Annotated in this window: 15 protein-coding genes; 5 read left to right on the top strand and 10 right to left on the bottom strand. The window is 69.0% G+C overall.

Features of this window, described 5'->3' with window-relative positions; translation table 11 throughout:
• Positions 1-2: 2 nt before the first annotated feature.
• The 10 genes from BDI24065_RS09315 to ypfJ all read right to left on the bottom strand — a co-directional run bounded on the left by BDI24065_RS09315 (position 3) and on the right by ypfJ (position 11,817).
• The gene (locus BDI24065_RS09315; RefSeq protein ID WP_175030982.1) at positions 3-1,241 is read right to left on the bottom strand and encodes an ABC transporter substrate-binding protein; all 1,239 of its coding nucleotides are present in this window, start codon (positions 1,239-1,241) and stop codon (positions 3-5) included.
• Between the two features lie 264 nt (positions 1,242-1,505).
• Positions 1,506-2,714, bottom strand: coding sequence for a porin (locus BDI24065_RS09310; RefSeq protein WP_174952482.1), 1,209 nt, complete (start codon positions 2,712-2,714; stop codon positions 1,506-1,508).
• 167 nt (positions 2,715-2,881) lie between these two features.
• A complete protein-coding gene (locus BDI24065_RS09305) occupies positions 2,882-3,820 on the bottom strand; it encodes a helix-turn-helix domain-containing protein (protein WP_122949567.1) in 939 nt (312 codons plus the stop codon).
• Between the two features lie 63 nt (positions 3,821-3,883).
• Positions 3,884-4,471, bottom strand: a complete 588-nt coding sequence (locus BDI24065_RS09300; RefSeq protein ID WP_175030981.1) for a DUF3156 family protein — start codon at positions 4,469-4,471, stop codon at positions 3,884-3,886.
• A complete protein-coding gene (locus BDI24065_RS09295; protein WP_175030980.1) occupies positions 4,468-5,970 on the bottom strand; it encodes an APC family permease in 1,503 nt (500 codons plus the stop codon). The genes BDI24065_RS09300 and BDI24065_RS09295 overlap by 4 nt, the downstream gene beginning before the upstream one ends.
• Positions 5,971-6,208: 238 nt before the next feature.
• Complete coding sequence (locus BDI24065_RS09290; RefSeq protein ID WP_175030979.1) at positions 6,209-7,549, bottom strand: aspartate aminotransferase family protein; 1,341 nt, start codon at positions 7,547-7,549, stop codon at positions 6,209-6,211.
• Positions 7,550-7,621: 72 nt separating this feature from the next.
• Complete coding sequence (locus tag BDI24065_RS09285; RefSeq protein WP_175030978.1) at positions 7,622-9,124, bottom strand: aldehyde dehydrogenase family protein; 1,503 nt, start codon at positions 9,122-9,124, stop codon at positions 7,622-7,624.
• A gap of 187 nt (positions 9,125-9,311) precedes the next feature.
• Positions 9,312-9,983, bottom strand: coding sequence for a hypothetical protein (locus BDI24065_RS09280; protein ID WP_175030977.1), 672 nt, complete (start codon positions 9,981-9,983; stop codon positions 9,312-9,314).
• 50 nt (positions 9,984-10,033) lie between these two features.
• A complete protein-coding gene (locus BDI24065_RS09275; protein WP_175030976.1) occupies positions 10,034-10,774 on the bottom strand; it encodes a helix-turn-helix transcriptional regulator in 741 nt (246 codons plus the stop codon).
• Positions 10,775-10,935: 161 nt separating this feature from the next.
• Entirely contained in the window at positions 10,936-11,817 is an 882-nt protein-coding gene (gene ypfJ, locus BDI24065_RS09270; protein WP_175030975.1) for a KPN_02809 family neutral zinc metallopeptidase, read from the bottom strand.
• Positions 11,818-12,217: 400 nt separating this feature from the next.
• Here ypfJ and BDI24065_RS09265 point away from each other — a divergent pair, with 400 nt between their 5' ends.
• The 5 genes from BDI24065_RS09265 (at position 12,218) to BDI24065_RS09245 (ending at position 17,184) form a co-directional block, all read left to right on the top strand.
• Positions 12,218-13,009 carry an SDR family NAD(P)-dependent oxidoreductase gene (locus BDI24065_RS09265; protein WP_175030974.1) on the top strand — a complete coding sequence of 264 codons (792 nt, stop codon included), beginning with the start codon at positions 12,218-12,220 and terminating at the stop codon, positions 13,007-13,009.
• Positions 13,010-13,196: 187 nt separating this feature from the next.
• A complete protein-coding gene (locus tag BDI24065_RS09260; protein WP_175030973.1) occupies positions 13,197-14,243 on the top strand; it encodes a LysR family transcriptional regulator in 1,047 nt (348 codons plus the stop codon).
• 101 nt (positions 14,244-14,344) lie between these two features.
• Positions 14,345-15,034, top strand: a complete 690-nt coding sequence (locus BDI24065_RS09255; RefSeq protein ID WP_175030972.1) for a DUF4286 family protein — start codon at positions 14,345-14,347, stop codon at positions 15,032-15,034.
• A 79-nt stretch (positions 15,035-15,113) separates the two neighbouring features.
• Entirely contained in the window at positions 15,114-16,433 is a 1,320-nt protein-coding gene (locus tag BDI24065_RS09250; protein ID WP_089485399.1) for an MFS transporter, read from the top strand.
• Positions 16,434-16,482: 49 nt separating this feature from the next.
• On the top strand, positions 16,483-17,184 hold the full coding sequence (locus BDI24065_RS09245) for a DUF2848 domain-containing protein (RefSeq protein WP_175030971.1): 702 nt from the start codon (positions 16,483-16,485) through the stop codon (positions 17,182-17,184).
• The last annotated feature ends 279 nt before the right edge of the window (positions 17,185-17,463 follow it).

The raw sequence follows: 17,463 nt of genomic DNA, 5'->3' as shown, positions 1-17,463 counted from the left end.
CGTCACTTGCCTGCCGTTGCCGTCGCCTGCGCGATCTTCTGCTGTGCCTGGCGCAGCGCGGCGTCGGGTGCGGCCTGCCCCGTCAGCGCGAGCTGCAGCTGGTCGCCGAGAATGCTCTCGACCTGCTGCCAGTCCTTCACGCGCGGCCGCGCACGGCCGGCTTCGAGCGCCTTCAGCTGATCCGGATACCAGCGGTACTGGCGCACCAGCGCCGGATCGTTGAACACGCTGCGGCGGGTCGGCGGAATGCCGATGCCGGCGAGGCGCGTCTGCGTGTCGCGCGCGGTCAGGTAGGCGAGGAAATCCTGCGCAAGCTTCGCGTGCGGCGCGTCCTTCGGAATGCCCATCTGCCAGATGCCGAGCATCGGCGCCGGGCCCGCGGTCTGCCCGGGCGGCGGCTGCAGCGCGATCTGCCCGACCACGCGCGACTGCTTCGGATCGTCGAGCGCCGGCACCCACGCCGGCCACACCTCGATCGACTGCGCGGCCGTGCCGCGCTGCAGTGCATCGCGCACTTCCGCCGCGCCGTACACGTCGACGTCCTTCGGCGCGGACGCCTTCAGCGCGAGGAAGGTCTTCAGCGCGGCCTGTGCCTCGCGCGAATCGATCGTCACGTTGCCGGCATGGTCGAACACATTGCCGCCGTAGGCCCACAGGATCGGCAGGAAGCCCGTCACGACCGGGTTGCCCTTCGTGCCGCGGAACACGACGCCCGACACGCTCTTGTCCGCACCGCCGATGGTCTGCGCAATCTTCAGCACGTCGTCCCAGTTGCGCGGCGGCTGCAGCTTGTACTTCGCGAGCAGGTCCTTGCGGTACGCGAACATCTCGACGTTGCCGACGATCGGCAGCGCGTACAGCGCGCCGGCCGCGTTGCGGCCGAGCGCGACAGTGGACGGCACGAGATCGGCGTCCGCGAGCGATGCGGGCAGCGGCTTCAGCCAGCCGTTGCCGATGAATTCGGGTGCCCACGTGTCGTCCATCATCACGAGGTCGTATGCGCCGGTGCCTTCGCGCATCGACAGCTTGAGCTTCTGGTACAGGTTCGCGTTCGGCAGCTTGAGCAGCTCGATCTCGGTGCCCGGGTGCAGCTTGTTGAAGCCGGCGACGGCGTCGGCCAGCCCCTTGCCGTAAATGTCGTCGCGGCCTGCGATGACGAGATCCGCGGCAACGGCGTGCGTGGCGGCGAAGGACAGCGCAAGGGCGGCGGACAGCGCGCGCAGGCGGCTCAGCAAGGTCATGAGGTCTCTCTCGTTCGGCGTGGTGGCGGGACGGCCAGGTGTTGCACACGTGTGCAACGCGGGGGACGCTTCTGGCCGCCTGAAGCGAACGCCATTGTTCACGCCGATCGTTAAGAATTTATGGCACACGGCGATCGCCGGTGCGCCGCGCCTGCCGCAGCGAGCCGGGCGGCAGCCCGGCGGCCCTCCACCCGCCCGCTGCCCGCCACCCGTTGCACGCCGCTGGCTGCCCGCGTTCCGCGCGCCGTGTCCCGTGCCCCGCGCTCAAAAATTCACGCGAATGCCCGCCATTACCGCCAGTTGCCGGCTCGAATTGCTGTTCGCGAGCACCGGGATCTGTGCGTAGTTCACCGCGTTGCCGTCCGCATCCGTGCCGAGCCCCTTCCCGCTCGAGATCTGGCCGATCGCGACCGCATACAGCGCCGTGCGCTTCGACAGGCTGTAGTTCGTGCCGACGTTCACCTGGTGGAACCGCGTCGTGCCGCGCCCGTCGGTATGCGCGGCATTGAAGATATAGGCGACGCCGCCCTGCAGCGCGGGCGTGAACATGTACGTGGCGTTCAATTCGCCGATGTCGAACGTGAACGCCTGCGTGCGCGGCTGCGCGGTGGTCGAGAAATAGCGGCTGTCGCCGAGGCGCGTATGCGTATAGGTGAGCGCGATCGTCGCATCGCCGAACGTGACCGATCCGCCCGCACCGAACGCGCGCATCGAGCCGGCATCCTGCAGCAGGCAGTACATCGCGCCCGGGTTGCTGCACGCGAAATCGCCGATATAGCCGCTCGCACCGCCGAGCGCCGCGTCGAGCGGCTGGTGCAAATCGAGGTAGCCGACCGAGAACGCGACGGGCGCGCGCGTGTACGTCGCGGCCACCGCATAGCCGCGCTTCGCGGAGAAGTCGCCGGCCTGCCCGCCGAAGCTGAACGTGCCGCCGAACGTGAGGCCGTTGAAATCCGCGCTGGTGAACTTCACCGCATTGTTGAAGTTGAATGCGGCGTTCAGGTTGTCGACGTCGCCGAGGTGCGAGCCGTACGGCGTCGCCCAGTTGTTGCTCGACACGTACGCACCCAGCATGTCGGTATACGAGTCGTACTGGCGGCCGAGGCCGAGCGTGCCGATCCCGTCCTGGCGCAGCCCGACCCACGCCTGCCGGCTGAAGGCCGTGCCGCCCTGCAGCGCCTGCCCGTTCGCGGACAGGAACTGCTGCTCGAGCGTGAACACCGCATTGAGCCCGCCGCCGAGCGGCTCGGCGCCCTGGAAGCCGAAGCGCGACGGCACGAGGTTGCCGCCGCCCATCTGCCATGCATGGCCGCCGCCCGTGCTGCCGTCGGCGCGCGTGAACTGCTGGTTCGTCGAGTAGATGATGCCGGTATCCACGGTGCCGTACAGCGTCACGCTGCCCGAGGTCTGCGCGTGTGCGTGCATGCAACCCAGCGTCGCCGCAGCCGCGGCCAGTCGTCGTCCGATCTTCATGTCCCGCCCCTCTGTTGTCATCGATTCGCAGTGCAGATCGATGGGGTTATCGATATGGGTGACAGGACTCTATCCAGCGAAAATTCAGGACTACTATCGCAAATCGGCAAACAGTCGCACACGTTGCCGGCGACCGTGCCCAACCGCGCCGTTGCGGCGCGCGTGCGTCATTCGGGGCGCGTCGTCTGGGACGGCAGCTCGCCGAACAGGTCGCGATACTCGCGCGCGAAATAGCCGAGGTGCGTGAAACCCCAGCTCGCGGCGGCCTCGCCGACGCCGAGCTGCTGCACCGACGTCGTGCGCAGCATGCGGCGCACCGCGTTCAGCCGGATCGTGCGCAGATAGCCGACCGGCGTGACATCGGCCACGCGCTGGAAACTCGTTTGCAGCGTGCGGCGGCTGCAGCGCAGCGCACGACACAGTTCGAGCACGGTGACGGGTTCCTCGGGCCGGTCGCGCAGATGCTTCTCGCAACGGCTCACGATGTCGCTGTAGGTGGCGTGCGTGATGTCGCGGCGTTCGACGCCGATGCCCTGCTCGAGCGCATCGAGGAACATGCCGAGCATCGCGTCGCGGAACATCTTGCGGGTGGCCGCGTATTCGAGGTGGCCCGGATTGCGCTGCGCCTCGTCGATCAGCGCCGACAGCCGCACGCCGAGCGCGACGCCCTGCTCGTCGGACAGTCGCGTCACATGGCGCAGCTTGCGCGCGCCGGATGCGCCGAATTCGGCTTCGCACAGCTCGTCGACCATGTCGGACGCCGCGCTGATCCCGACGAGCCCCATCCCTTCCGGCGTGTGGAATTCGAAATCCTCGCCGGCGCGCAGCGCGAGCAGCGCATAGCCGTCGACGGGCTGGCCCTGGAACGTGCCCGCAAGCGGCACCGACAGCGGCACCGCGAGCGACGTGCGCCCGGCCGGCGCGAGCCCGGTTTGCGCGACGCGCCGGTTGGTCGTTTCGCGGAAGAAGTGGAAATCGTCGTACAGCACCTGCGTGACAGTGCCCTTGAAGCGGCCCGGCGTCATCTGGCGATAGACCTGATGCCAGCCCGCGATCGCGAGCCCGTGATCGTGCACGTCTTCGTGTGAGCGTGACTGGAACAGCATCGGCATCTCCGGTAAAACCCCTAAACGCGGCCGCCGGGTTCCCCCGGCGCGCAACGCCACAGCTTACCCGTGCAAAATCCTGCGTAGTGCGGTTTCGAACGCAACACAGGCCGCCGACAGCGCGGCGCCCTGCTCGCCCGTCAGGCGGACGTAGCGGCGGAACGACGGCATCCGGTTCACGACCTCGCTGCCGCCGAACGGCACGATCGCGAGCGTCCAGCGGCCGTCGCGCGCGTCGATCGTGCAATCGGTCAGGTGCAGCGGCCGCAGCGCGTCGGCCAAAGACGGCTCGGCGACCAGCGCGGCCAACGTGTCGACGAATCCGGGGTCGCATCCCGGCACGGCCACCGCGTCGATGCCCGTGCGGCGCAGCCAGCCGGTCTGCCGCACGCGCGCACTGCCCTGCACGGCCGGGCCGCCTGCGGCTGCCGCCACCTTCACGCTGACCGTATGCATCAGGAACTGGCGGTCGACGCGCTCTTCAAGGCTCACGCGCACGCCGTTCGGCAGTCTGGCCGTCAGACCAACGGCCCCGTCGGCATCGCGCTCGGCGCGCAGGTCGGCCAGCACACGCGCGGCGATCGCACCGGGCCGATGGCCGGGCGGCGGCGCATCCGGCGCCGCGCGCCAGCGGGCGAGCGCGATCTTCACGATGCGACGTGCTCGTTGCGCAGCACTTCCTCGACCGGCACCGGCTTGAACGGATGCCGGCGCTGCACGACGAGCGTCCAGAACAGCGCGTACAGCGCGGTGAGCCCGAGCATCGCGCCGAACGGCACGTAGATGTCGCGCGCGTTCATGCCCGGCGGCGTGATGTACCAGATCGCCAGGATGATGCCGACGCTCGACACGATCTGCGGCAGCGGGAACAGCGGCGAACGGTACGGGCGCGGCAGGTCGGGGCGGCGAATCCGCAGCATCACGACCGACGCGGTGACGAGCAGGTATGCGGTGCCCCACGCGCAGGTCGCGGCGAGCACGAGGTGCAGGATGCTGTCGAGATTGCCGTTGATCAGCCACGCGTGGAAGATCGGCACGATTGCCGCCGCGACGATGCCGACCACCGGCGTCTTGAAGCGCGGATGCAGGTACGCGAAGCAGCGCGGCAGCGCCCCGTCGATCGCCATCCCGTACAGGATGCGCGGCAGCCCCGCCATCAGCGTGTTGATCGTCGCGGCGCCCGCGCACAGGAAGGCAATACCGAACCACACGCGGCCGAAGGGCCCGAGCACCTGCAGCGCGAACGCGGGAATCGCGCCCGGCGTGTCGAGCAGGTGCGTGAGGCCGTCGGGGCTCACGGGCACGTTCGCGACCTGGCGGCGGATCGCCGCGCCGTACAGGAACATGCAGATCGCGACGCCGACGAGGCCCAGCGCCATCGCGCGCGGAATCGTCTTGCCCGGCGACTTCATTTCCGGCGCGAGCGGCGTGACGAACTCGCAGCCGACGAACATGAACATCGCCATCCCGACCAGCGACAGCACGGCCGGAATCGACGTGCCGACTTCCGAGCCGCCGAACCAGCCGTCGAGATGCACGGCCGGCGCGGCCGCGAGCCCGAGGATCCCGAAGATCATCAGCGACAGCCACATGCCGGCCGTCAGCACGATCTCGAGCTTGCTGAACACCTTGATGCCGATGATGTTGGTGATCGCGAACGTGACGACGAGGCCGACGCCGACGAGCCACGAGCTGTTGTGCTTCTCGAACGCGGCGTTCAGCGATTCGAAATTGACGAGCGCCATGATGCCGCTCAGGATCGTTTCCGCCGTGCCGGCGAACACGTGCACGAGGAAATACGCGGAGATCGTGCCGGTGATCGCCCAGAAGCGGCCGAGCCCGCACGACAGGTAATCGTAAACCGAGCCGGCCGTCGGCAGCATCGCGGCGGCTTCGGAGAAGGTCGTCGCCTGCGCCTGCATCATCACGAACGCGATGATCATCGCGACCGCGAACGCCCAGCCACCCATCCCGAAGCCCGACGTCGCGGTGAGAATCACCGGGCTTGCCATGATGAGGCCGACGGCGCTCGCCAGCGCGGTCGGAAAACCAACCGCACCCGCGTTCAGCGCCGTGCCGCCACCCGCTTCAGCCGGCGTGCCGGCGGGCGTATTGCCCGCTGCGCCGGTAACTCCAGACCATCCCGACATCCTTGTCTCCTTCCTGTGTCGACCCCGGCCGCCGCTTCGTCGGCGGCCGGGGTTCCATGGCTATGCGGTCGGCCCGGGGCGGCGCTTCAGCGCTTCGATACCCGGGCCCCGTTGTCGATCACACCTCGATCCGATGTCGAAAAAATACGCAGGCAAAATAATCCGGTCATAGCGCAAATCGGCAAACCGGCGGCGGCCGCGCTGCCCGCCGCCGGTGGACCGTCACGCGATCACGCCATCACGCAAACGGCACCGTCTCGAAGCCCGCGGCGAGCGCGTCGACGATCCGGTCGAGCTGCTCGCGCTGGATCACGAGCGGCGGCGACAGGATGATCTTCGTGCCGACCGGGCGCACCAGCACGCCGTTCTCGCGCGCGACTTCCGCGACCGCGTTCGCATAGCCGGACAGCGGGTCGATCGGCTCGCGCGTGTCCTTGTTCGCGACCAGGTCGAGCGCGAGCATCAGCCCCTTGCCACGCACTTCGCCGACCGCCGCGAAGCGTTCCGCAAACGGCTTCAACGCTTCGAGCAGATACGCGCCCTGCTTCGCCGCGTTCGCCGGCAGGTCTTCCTTCACGACGATGTCGAGGCTCGCGATCGCGGCCGCGCAGGCGACCGGGTGGCCCGCATACGTGTAGCCGTGCATGATCGCGCCGCCGAAATCCGCATTCGCGGCGAACGCGTCCTCGATCCGCGCGTTCACGACCGTCGCGCCAAGCGGCACGTAGCCCGACGAGATCCCCTTCGCGAGACACATGATGTCCGGGCGCACACCCCAGCCGCGGCTGCCGAACATGCTGCCGCTGCGGCCGAAGCCCGTCACGACCTCGTCGGCGATCAGCAGCACGCCGTAGCGGTCGCACACCTCGCGCACCAGCGGCCAGTAGTTGGCCGGCGGCACGATCACGCCGCCCGCGCCCTGGATCGGCTCCGCGATGAACGCGGCGACCGTGTCGGGGCTCTGGAACTGGATCTCGCGCTCGAGCATTTCCGCGCAGATCCGGCCGAGTTCCTCCGGATCCTGCGTGAACGGGTTGCGGTACAGCCACGGCGTCTCGACGTGGAAGCAGCCCGGCAGGTTCGGCTCGTAGTTGCGGCGGAACACCGTGTTGCCGTTCACCGACGCGCCGCCGAAGTGCGTGCCGTGATAGCCCTGCTTCAGCGAGATGAACTTCGTGCGGTCGGCCTGGCCGCGTACTTTCCAGTACTGGCGCGCGATCTTCAGCGCGGTCTCGATCGAATCGGAGCCGCCCGAGCTGTACAGCACGCGGCGCATGCCTTCCGGTTCGAGCAGGTCGATCACCTTCTTCGACAGCTCTTCCGCGCGCGGATGCGAAATGCCGTCGAACAGCTGGAAGTATTCGAGCTCGTCGAGCTGGCGCACGATCGCGTCCTTCACTTCCTGGCGGTTGTGGCCGACGTTCACGTTCCACAGGCCCGCGACGCCGTCGACGAGCTTGCGCCCCTCTTCGTCGAACACGTAGCAGCCGTCGCCGCGCACGATGCGGATCGGCTTGCGTTGCTTCATGTCGTTCGGGTGCAGCATCGGGTGCCAGAATTTCGCTTCGTTGTAGCTCATTGCAGTCTCCACTGTCGGATCGGTTGAACCTCGATCGCCGAGGTTCGCGGTTTTCGTCGTTGGCGCCGCGCGTCAGTGCGCGATGCAGACGGATTTGGTTTCGGTGAAGCCTTCGATCGCGTACTGGCCGAATTCGCGGCCGATGCCCGATTGCTTGTAGCCGCCGAACGGCATCGACGGGTCGAGCGGGATATGGCAGTTCACCCACACGGTGCCGGCCTCGATCTGCGGCACGAGATTCATCACGCGCTTCAGGTCGTTGCTCCAGAGGCTCGCGGCAAGACCGTACGGCGACGCGTTCGCGAGGCGCACCGCATCGGCCGCGTCGTCGAACGGCACGACGACGATCACCGGGCCGAACACTTCATCGCGCACGATCGCGCTGTCCGGATGCGGATCGGCGATCACGGCCGGCTTCACGTAGTAGCCGGGCAGGTCGTCGGCCGGCGTGCCGCCCGCGAGGAACGTGAGGCCCGCGCGGCGCGCGCCTTCGATGTGCTGGACGACCTTGTCGCGATGGTGCGCGGACACCAGCGGGTTGATCTGCGCGGTCGTGTCGAGGCCGGCGCCGAGCTTCATCGACTGCGCGACGCCCGCGAGGCCGTCCGCAAGCTGCGCGAACTTGCTGCGATGCACATAGATGCGCGACGCGGCCGCGCACACCTGCCCCTGGTTGAAGAACGCGCCGGCGGCGACGCCGTCGAGCGCCTGCGCGACGTCGATGTCGTCGAGCATCACGATCGGGTTCTTGCCGCCGAGTTCGAGCGAGAAACGCGTCATGTTCTGCACGGCCGCCGCGCCGACCAGCTTGCCGGTCGCGGTCGAGCCCGTGAACGAGATCTTCGCGATCGACGGGTGGCTCGCGAGCGCGGCGCCGCACACGCGGCCGCCGGTGACGACGTTGAACACGCCGGGCGGCACGCCGGCTTCGAGCGCGAGCTCGGCCAGGCGCAATGCGGTGAGCGGCGTTTCCGGCGACGGCTTCAGCACGATCGTGCAGCCGGCCGCGAGCGCCGGGATCAGCTTCCACACCGCGATCATCAGCGGGAAATTCCACGGCACGATCGCCGCGACCACGCCGACCGGCTCCTTGCGCGTATACGCCGTGTAGTGCGTGCCGGGCGGGAACGGGATCGACACGTCGAGCGTCTGGCCGGTGATCTTGGTCGCCCAGCCGGCCATGTAGCGCACGTATTCGACGCTCGCGCCGACCTCGATCGCGCGCGACACGTGGATCGACTTGCCCTGGTTCAGCGTTTCGAGCTGCGCAAGCGTTTCGGCGTCGCGCTCGATCAGGTCGGCGAGCTTCAGCAGGATGCGTTCGCGGTCGGCCGGGCGCAGGCCGCTCCACACGCGGGTGTCGAATGCGCGCTTCGCGCTGGCGACCGCGCGGTCGACGTCGCGTTCGTCGGCGTCCGCGACCGTCGCGAGCCGCTCGCCCGTGGCGGGGTCGTACACGTCGAGCCGCGCGGCCGCGTGGGCGGGCTGCATTTCACCGTCGATGAAGAGGCCGAAATCGCGCGCAACGAAGGTGCGCACGGTGTCGCTGACGGCGACGAAATTCGTGGTGCTCATGGGCGTCTCGAGGATTGTCGTGGCTGGACCGCGTGCGCACGAGCACGCGGGCGTCGTTCCACTGTATCGACGAGGGTTCGCGCCCGGTGAGCGCAAATTGGCAGCGCGTGAGCGCTGAGGGGGGCGGGTTCGAACCCCGCGGGATGGCTGGCGGCCGACGCAGAAAGCGGGCCGGGAGCGGCGCCGGTCAGCCGCTGACGTTCATGCAGCCTGCCGGGCCGGTCAGTTCGTTTTCCTTCGCACTACCCGATGTAAACAGGCAAAAGTTCGCGCCGAAGTCGCTTTCGAATTCCATCAGGAAATCCGGCCGGCCGTCGCGATCGAGGTCGCCCGCCCAGATCAGGATCACGCGAAACGGCGGCGTGCTGCCGCTGAAATCATAAAGGACCGACCGCTTGCCATCACCGTCGGCAATCACCCCACCGGATGCGGTGTAGCGCAACGCGTACCGGCGGCCGTGAAACGCGAAGCGCAGCGGTTCGGGGCCGGGTTCGATCACCCTTCCACCGTTCGGGAACGCCAGGTTCGCCGCGTCGACCCGGCCCTGCCTGAGCGATTTGCAACGTAACAGCGCAACGGCATTTTTCACGTCGGACGTGACGTCGACGACTTCGCCGTCCGGTTGCGCCGGCTCGAGCCGAATGCGTGCCGGCGCGAGCTTCCAGCGATGGCCGTCCGGCGCCAGTCCGAGCCATCCGTCGCCGAGATCGGTGCCGGCGTCGCCGACGTCGTCGGCCAGCATCCGGACCGGTTGCAGCACGACGCACGAATCGGGCTCGCTTTCTTGCGCAAAGGCCGTCGAAGCCGTGGAAACACCCAGCAAGACGAGCAGCACGGCCAGCAGCGCTTTGGTAGTCATGAATCGGCGATCACGAAGGTTCGAAGTCCGGACCGCAATTATCCGATGAATTACAGGAACAGCGCCCCGACCAGTTCCGTGCGGTTCGACACGCCGAGCTTGCGATACATCCGCATCAGGTGCGTCTTGACGGTCGGCTGGCCGAGCGCGAGATCGCGCGCGATCTCCTTGTTCGAGCGGCCGTCGCGCACGAGGCGCGCGATCTGCTCCTCGCGGTAGGTCAGCCGCTCCTCGCAGCCGATCCGGTGGATCCCGCGCCGCGCGCGCAGCAGCGGGCTCAGTGCGGCTTCGGCAACCGGCTGCAGCCGCGCGAGCGCATCGACCTCGCCGGGCGCGAACCGCCCGGCCGTACTGTTGCCGGCCACGCCGCCGCGCGTTTCGCCGGCCCCGAAGCGCAGCAGCGAGAACGCGCCGACCGTCCGGCCCGCGTCGCGCAGCCAGATCTCGACGACGTCGGCCACGTCGTGCCGTCGCAGGAAACGGGTCCAGTACGCGGACGCGTCGCGCCTTTCGTCAGGCAATTGGGACGCGAGCGTCACGACCGCGCATTCGCCCGCCGCGCAGCGCGACGGATGCAGCGGATCGAGCATCCGGTAGCGCGCGACATAGGTGCGATGCATCGATTCCGGCATGCCGAACAGCTCGAAATCGGCCGGTTCGCCGCTCTGGTCGAGCCGGTAGAACACGATCGCGGACGGGCTCGCGAACGCATCGAACGCGTCCACGCACGCGCGCAGCGCGCGCAGCCAGTCGGTGGCGGCCGGGTCGGCGGGAACGGATGAGGTCGGCATGGCGGAATCGGCTGGCGAGCGAACGTAGCGAAGATCGAAGTTCGGGCCAGCCTACCGGCGCCGAAAAGCGCCGGTGAGCACAAATCGGCAAATCGTCCCGGCCCGGCCGGCATCGCGGGTTCGGCCGGGACGATACGGGCGCGACGGGGCGCGCCCTCAAGTCAGCGCGCGTTCGCGGCGAACGTGTCGCAGGCGCTCAGTTCGCCCGATTGCATCCCGCGCCGCAGCCAGTACACGCGCTGGTCGCTGGTGCCGTGCGTGAAGCTTTCCGGCACGACATAGCCCTGCCCTTGCTGCTGCAGCCGGTCGTCACCGATCGCGGCGGCCGCCTTCAGCCCCTGCTCGAAATCGCCGGGCTCGATCAGCCGCTGGTTCGCGCGCTGCGCGTTGTTCGCCCACACGCCCGCAAAACAGTCGGCCTGCAGTTCCATCCGCACCGACAGCGCATTCGAGTGCGCCTGGCTCGCCCGCCGGCGCGCGGCGTCGACCTTGTCGGAGATGCCGAGCAGGTTCTGCACGTGGTGGCCGACTTCGTGCGCGATCACGTAAGCCTGCGCGAAATCGCCGCCCGCGCCGAAACGCTTGCGCAGTTCGTCGTAGAAACCGAGATCGATATACACCTTGCGGTCGCCCGGGCAGTAGAACGGCCCCATTGCGCTCTGGCCCGTGCCGCATGCGGTCGGCGTCGAGTTTTCGAACATCACGAGCGTCGGCGGCTGGTACTGCGCATGCAACTGGGTATTGAACACGCCCGTCCACGTGCGCTCGATATTGCCGAGCACCTTGCGCGTAAATACCGCACCCGCCTCGTTCGCCGACGCGCCCTGCCGCTGCGTGGGCGCGGGCTGCGCCTGCTGCTGGCGCCCCTGCAGCGCCGAGGCGCCTTCGAGTATCACGCGCGGGTCGATCCCGAAGAAATACGACGCGGCGAACGCAACCACGATCGTGCCGATGCCGATCGTCGCGCCGCGCCCACCACCGAACCCGCCGGCGCCACGGCGATCCTCGACGTTCGTGCTTTCCCTTTCGTCGTCCAGCCTCATTGCCGGCCCTCCCTGTTCTTGTCGATGGTCCGGCGCGCGAGCGCGCAACCGGGCGATATGTTGTCGTGACACGATCCCCGGCCGATGCAACGCCCGCGCATAGGGTGCGCGTTCATGCCGGGATCGCCGGCCTGCCGCTCCGCTCGCACGACGGAACCGTCCGGCCGATGCGCCGCGCGTCGATGCGCGGCCCGCCCGCGCTATTCTGCCGGGCTTTCGTGACTTATCGCAAAAATGTGGAGGATAGAGCGATTCGGTGCCGCACATCGTCAGCCTTTGCAAAATGGCCCGTGGCCGCGCCGGCCGCCCGGATGCCGCCCGCGTTCATCCTTTCGGCGGATACCGGCGCTCGCCGGCGCCGCCTAAAGTGACCGGAAACGACACCTTTCCGGAGCACGACATGACACACCCGCAACCCCGCACGATCGCGATCACCGGCGCGGGCACCGGTATTGGCGCCGCGTGCGCGCGCCGCTTCGCCCGCCGCGGCGACCGCGTCGTGCTGATCGGGCGGCGCCAGGCGCCGCTCGACGCGCTGGCCGCCGAAACGGGCGGCCTCGCGCTGGCCGGCGATGCCGCGAGCACCGCCGACTGGGCCCGCTTCCTGCCGCATGTCGCCGAACGTTTCGGCCCGGTCGACGCGCTGGTCACGTGCGCGGGCGGCCACGGTCTCGGCCGCGCGGACGAAACCGACGACGCGCAATGGCGCGACGCGATGCATGCGAACCTCGACACCGCGTTCGTCAGCGCGCGCGCGTGCCTGCCCGACCTGATCGCGCAGCGCGGCAACATCGTGCTGGTCGCGTCGATCGCCGCGCTCGCGGCCGGGCCCGGCGTGTGCGGCTACACGGTCGGCAAGCACGCGCTGCTCGGGCTCGCACGGTCGCTCGCGCGCGACTACGGGCCGCACGGCGTGCGGGCGAACGCGGTGTGCCCCGGCTGGGTCCGCACGCCGATGGCCGATGCGGAGATGGAACCGCTGATGTCCGCGCACGGCGACACGCTCGACGGCGCGTATGCGCGCGTCAGCGCCGACGTGCCGCTGCGGCGCGCGGCCGACCCGGACGAGATCGCGGCCGTCTGCGCGTTCCTCGCGTCGCCGGACGCATCGTTCGTGACCGGCGCGACGCTCGTCGCGGACGGCGGCGCGATGGTCGTCGACGTACCGACGCTCGCGTTCGACAAGCTTTGACGTGTGCGAACGCGCCGCTCGCGCCGCGGGCGGCGCTTCGCGCACGTGCCCCTACCCGCCACCGCCCGTCCACGCATCCGCCGCGGCACCCGCACCCCGCCGCCCGCTTGTTTCCCGCCCCCGAAAATCCGCTACCATCGACCGATCCCGCCGCCCCGCCCGGCACCGCCTCACCGTTCGGACTTCGATGAACATCCGGTTTCTTGAAACCTTCGTCTGGCTCGCGAAGCTGGAAAACTTCCGGCTCACGGCCGAAAAACTCCACACGACGCAAGCCGCCGTATCGAGCCGCATCGCGTCGCTCGAGGAAGCGTTCGACGTGCGCCTGTTCGACCGCAACACGCGCTCGGCCACGCTCACGCCCGCCGGGCGCCGCATGCTCGCATACGCGGAGCGGATCGTGCGGCTCGACGGCGAAATGCGCCGCGACATCGATGCGGCGAGCGACGCGGGCCTGATCCGGATCGGCGTGATCGAATCGATCGTGCACAGCTGGTTCCCCGCGCTGATGGCGCAACTGCGCGAGCGCTATCCGCGCCTCGACGTCGAGATCACGAGCGACACGACGCTGCACCTGATCCGCCTGCTCAGCACCGACGGCGTCGACCTGATCCTGCAGACCGACCCGGTGCCGGGCCCCGATTTCACGAACCTGCCGCTGTGCGAATTCCCGGTGCGCTGGGCGGCCAGCCCGCGCCTCGGGCTCGGCGGCCAGCCGCTCGACGTCGCGCGCCTGGCCGAATTCCCGATCATCAGCTTCTCGCGCCACTCGGGGCCGCACGCGACGATCGAGCGGCTGTTCGCGGCCGTCGAGCGGCCGGCCAGCATCAATTGCATCACGTCGGTCGCCGCGATGATCCGCCTCGTCGCCGACGGCTTCGGCGTGGCCGCGCTGCCGCCCGCGATCATCGGACGCGAGCTGCACGAAGGCGCGCTCGAGCTGCTCGATGTCGAACCCGAATTCCCCGCGCTGCCGCTCGTCGCGACGTACCGCAGCCAGGGCCAGCCGGTGGCCGCGCGCATCGCGGAACTCGCCAGCGAAGTCGCGCGCGCGATGGCGGCCGCCGCGAATCACGTAAAGACGGCAGCACCGGCCACGTCCGCCAGCGTGGACAAAACACCCGCCCGCGCCGCGAAGAAAACCAAAGCCATGGCGCCGGCGAAAGCAAAGCACACGACGCCATCCGCACCACCCGCCCCGCCCGCCGCGAAACGCCGCCCGCGCCGCTCATAAGAAAACCTGTTCACCGCGAATTTGTTTTCTTGTTGGACGGGCGCGGCCCGTCTTCGGGAAACTGCGGTTCCTGACACGCCCCCGTCACGAGGAACCCCGCGATGACCCGCCTTTCCCTTCCGCACGGCCAGCTTTGCGTCTGGACGGATATCGACCCCGCGCACGAAGCCGATTTCAACGCGTGGTACGACCGCGAGCACATGCAGGAACGTGTCGCGATTCCCGGCTTCACGCATGCGCGGCGCTTTCGCGCGACCGATCGCGGCCCGCGCAAGTACCTCGCGCTGTACGTGACGGACGCGCTCGACGTATTCCGCGGCGACGCATACCGCCGCGCGTTCACGCAGCAGACCGCGTGGTCGCTCGCGAACTTCGAGCGCATGACGGGCACGCAGCGGCGCGTAGGCGAACTGACGATCGAAGCCGGCGACGGCGAAGGCGTGCATCTCGCGCTGTTCGTGCTGCCGCCGGATCGCATCGATGTGCCGCAGCTGCGCGAGCGCTTCGACGACGTGCTGCACGAACCGGGCATCCATGCCGCGCGGCTCTTCCGCACCGCGCCTGACCTGTCCGCGCCGATCGGCGCCGATGCGGCCGCCCGCCCGGCCGCCGATGCGCTCGTGCTGATCGAAGGCAGCGATGCGGCCGCCACGCGCCGCGTGGCCGCCGCGCTCGCCGGGCACGACGACGTGCGCACCTTCGAGCTGCTGTGGCGCGCCGCCGCGCCGCTGAATGGGGCGAGCGGCGACGTCGAAACCGAGCCCGCCGCGGCCGCCGCTCTGCTCGCCTGATCGCCCCCGCCGGCCACACCGCAGGCACGATGCACGTCCGTGCATCGGCCCGACGTTTCATTCCGTTCCCCGTCACGACATGCCCGACACCATGAGCACTCTCGCCCAGCCCGCCGCCCACGCGCCCCGCCGCGTCCGCAACAGCCGACTCGCGACCGCGAGCATGATCGGCACGTCGCTCGAGTGGTACGACTTCACGATCTACAACACGCTCGCCGCGCTCGTCTTCAATCACCTGTTCTTTCCGTCGGTCGACCCGCTGGCCGGCACGATCCTCGCGTTCTCGACCTATGCGGTCGGCTACGTATCGCGCCCGCTCGGCGGCTTCGTGTTCGGCAATCTCGGCGATCGCATCGGCCGCCGCGCGGTGCTGATGCTCACGCTCGTGTTGATGGGCGTGACGACCGCACTGATGGGCGCGCTGCCGACCTACGCGCAGGCCGGCATCCTGAGCCCGATCCTGCTCGTCGCGCTGCGCTTCGTGCAGGGTGTCGCGCTCGGCGGCGAATGGGCCGGCGCGGTGCTGCTGTCGGTCGAGCACGGCGACCAGAAACGGCGCGGGCTGTCCGCGTCGTGGACGCAGATCGGCCCGTCGTTCGGCACGCTGCTCGGCACCGGCTGCATCGCGCTCGTGACGCTGTCGACCACGTCCGGCGACTTCCTGTCGTGGGGCTGGCGCGTGCCGTTCGCGGCCAGCGCGCTGCTCGTCGTGTTCGGCTTCTGGCTGCGGCGCGGCGTCGACGAAACGCCGCAGTTCGAGCAGCTCGCCGAATCGCACGCGACCGCCGAGGTGCCCGTCGCCGACGTGCTGAAGTACCACTGGAAGCGCCTGCTGATCGCGGGCGGTTCGCGGATCGGCTCGGACGTGCTGTATGCGCTGATCGTCGTGTTCACGCTGACTTACGTGACGACCGTGCTGCACCTGTCGCGCCCCGTCGCGCTGACGGCCGTGATGATCGGCACGGCCTGCAACGCGCTCGCGGTGCCGTTCTTCGGCGCGCTGTCGGACCGCTTCGGCCGCCGGCCCGTGTATCTCGCCGGCGCGCTCGCCGGCATCGTGTGGGCATTCGTGTTCTTCACGCTGCTCGATTCGGCCCGCCCCGGCGCGATCGTCGCGGCCGTCGCAATCGGCCTCGTGATCCACGCGGTGATGTACGGCCCGCAAGGCGCGTTCGTGACCGAACAGTTCCCGACCCGTGTGCGCTATGCGGGCTCGTCGCTCGCGTACACGCTCGCCGGCATCGTCGGCGGCGGCTTCGCGCCGCTCGTGATCGCCGCGCTGTTCCGGCAGACGGGCACGACGACGGCCGTGTCGCTGTACGTCGCCGCCGCGCTCGTCGTCACGTCGATCGCGCTCCTCGTCGCACGCGAAACCGCGCACAAGCCGCTCGCGGACTGAACGTCGCCGCCAGCCGATTCATTCCTTCGCACTTCAAACGGATACCCGCATGCCAACCCTGTCGTTCAACGTGATTTCCCGGCACGGCGCGCCGGCCACCGTCGACGTCGAGATCGAGCGCGTCGTGATCGCCGGCTGGGCCGGCCGCGATCCGGCAGCGATCCGCGCGCATATCGACGAACTCGCGGCACTCGGCGTCGCGCCGCCGTCTACCACCCCGTGCTTCTATCGCGTGACGGCCGCGCTGCTCACGCAGGCGCCCGCGATCGGCGTGCTCGGCGCGCGTTCGGGCGGCGAGATCGAATGCGTGCTGGTCGACAGCCCGGCCGGCACGCTCGTGACCGTCGGCTCCGACCATACGGATCGCGAAGTCGAGGCCTACGGCGTTGCGGTGTCGAAGCAGGTGTGCGCGAAACCGCTCGGCCGCGACGCGTGGCTTTACGCAGAAGTAGCGGATCACTGGGATGCGATCGAGATGCGCTCGTGGCTGATTTCGCGCGATGGCGGGCGGACGGCGTACCAGCACGGCGCGGTCAGCGGCCTGCTTGCGCCCGACGTGCTGTGGCAGCGCTTCGACGACCGCCGCACGATGCCCGCGCGCAGTGCGATGTATGGCGGCACGGTCGCCGTGCATGGCGCGATTGCGGCGATGGGCGATGGCGATGCATTCGAAATGGAACTGCATGATCCGGTGCTCGGGCGCAGCCTTCGGCACCGGTACACGGTGGAGGTATTGCCGGTCGTCGCGTGACGGGTAACGAGCAAACGCGCGGCACACGGGCGCGACGGCATTCGGTCGCCGCGCCAGCCCCTGCTAGTACGGCTGAAAGCAGTGATAGTCCGGAAAGTTGAACTGCGAGTTGTTGCAATACAGAACCCCGGCCAGGTCGGTACACCCGCTCAATGCGAACACAATTGCGCCCGCAACCGACACTTTCCACCCGAAATGCAACATCTCGCCCCCGTTTTCGCCTTATCGACATGAGCCGACATGATGCGCATCGGACGCGTCCGGGTATGTGGAGAATTG

This window comes from Burkholderia lata (assembly GCF_902499025.1).
In the GTDB taxonomy this organism is placed as follows: Bacteria; Pseudomonadota; Gammaproteobacteria; order Burkholderiales; family Burkholderiaceae; genus Burkholderia; species Burkholderia lata_C.
The sequence above is the reverse complement of the archived record's forward strand: the minus strand, read 5'-3'. Positions and strand labels throughout refer to the sequence as shown.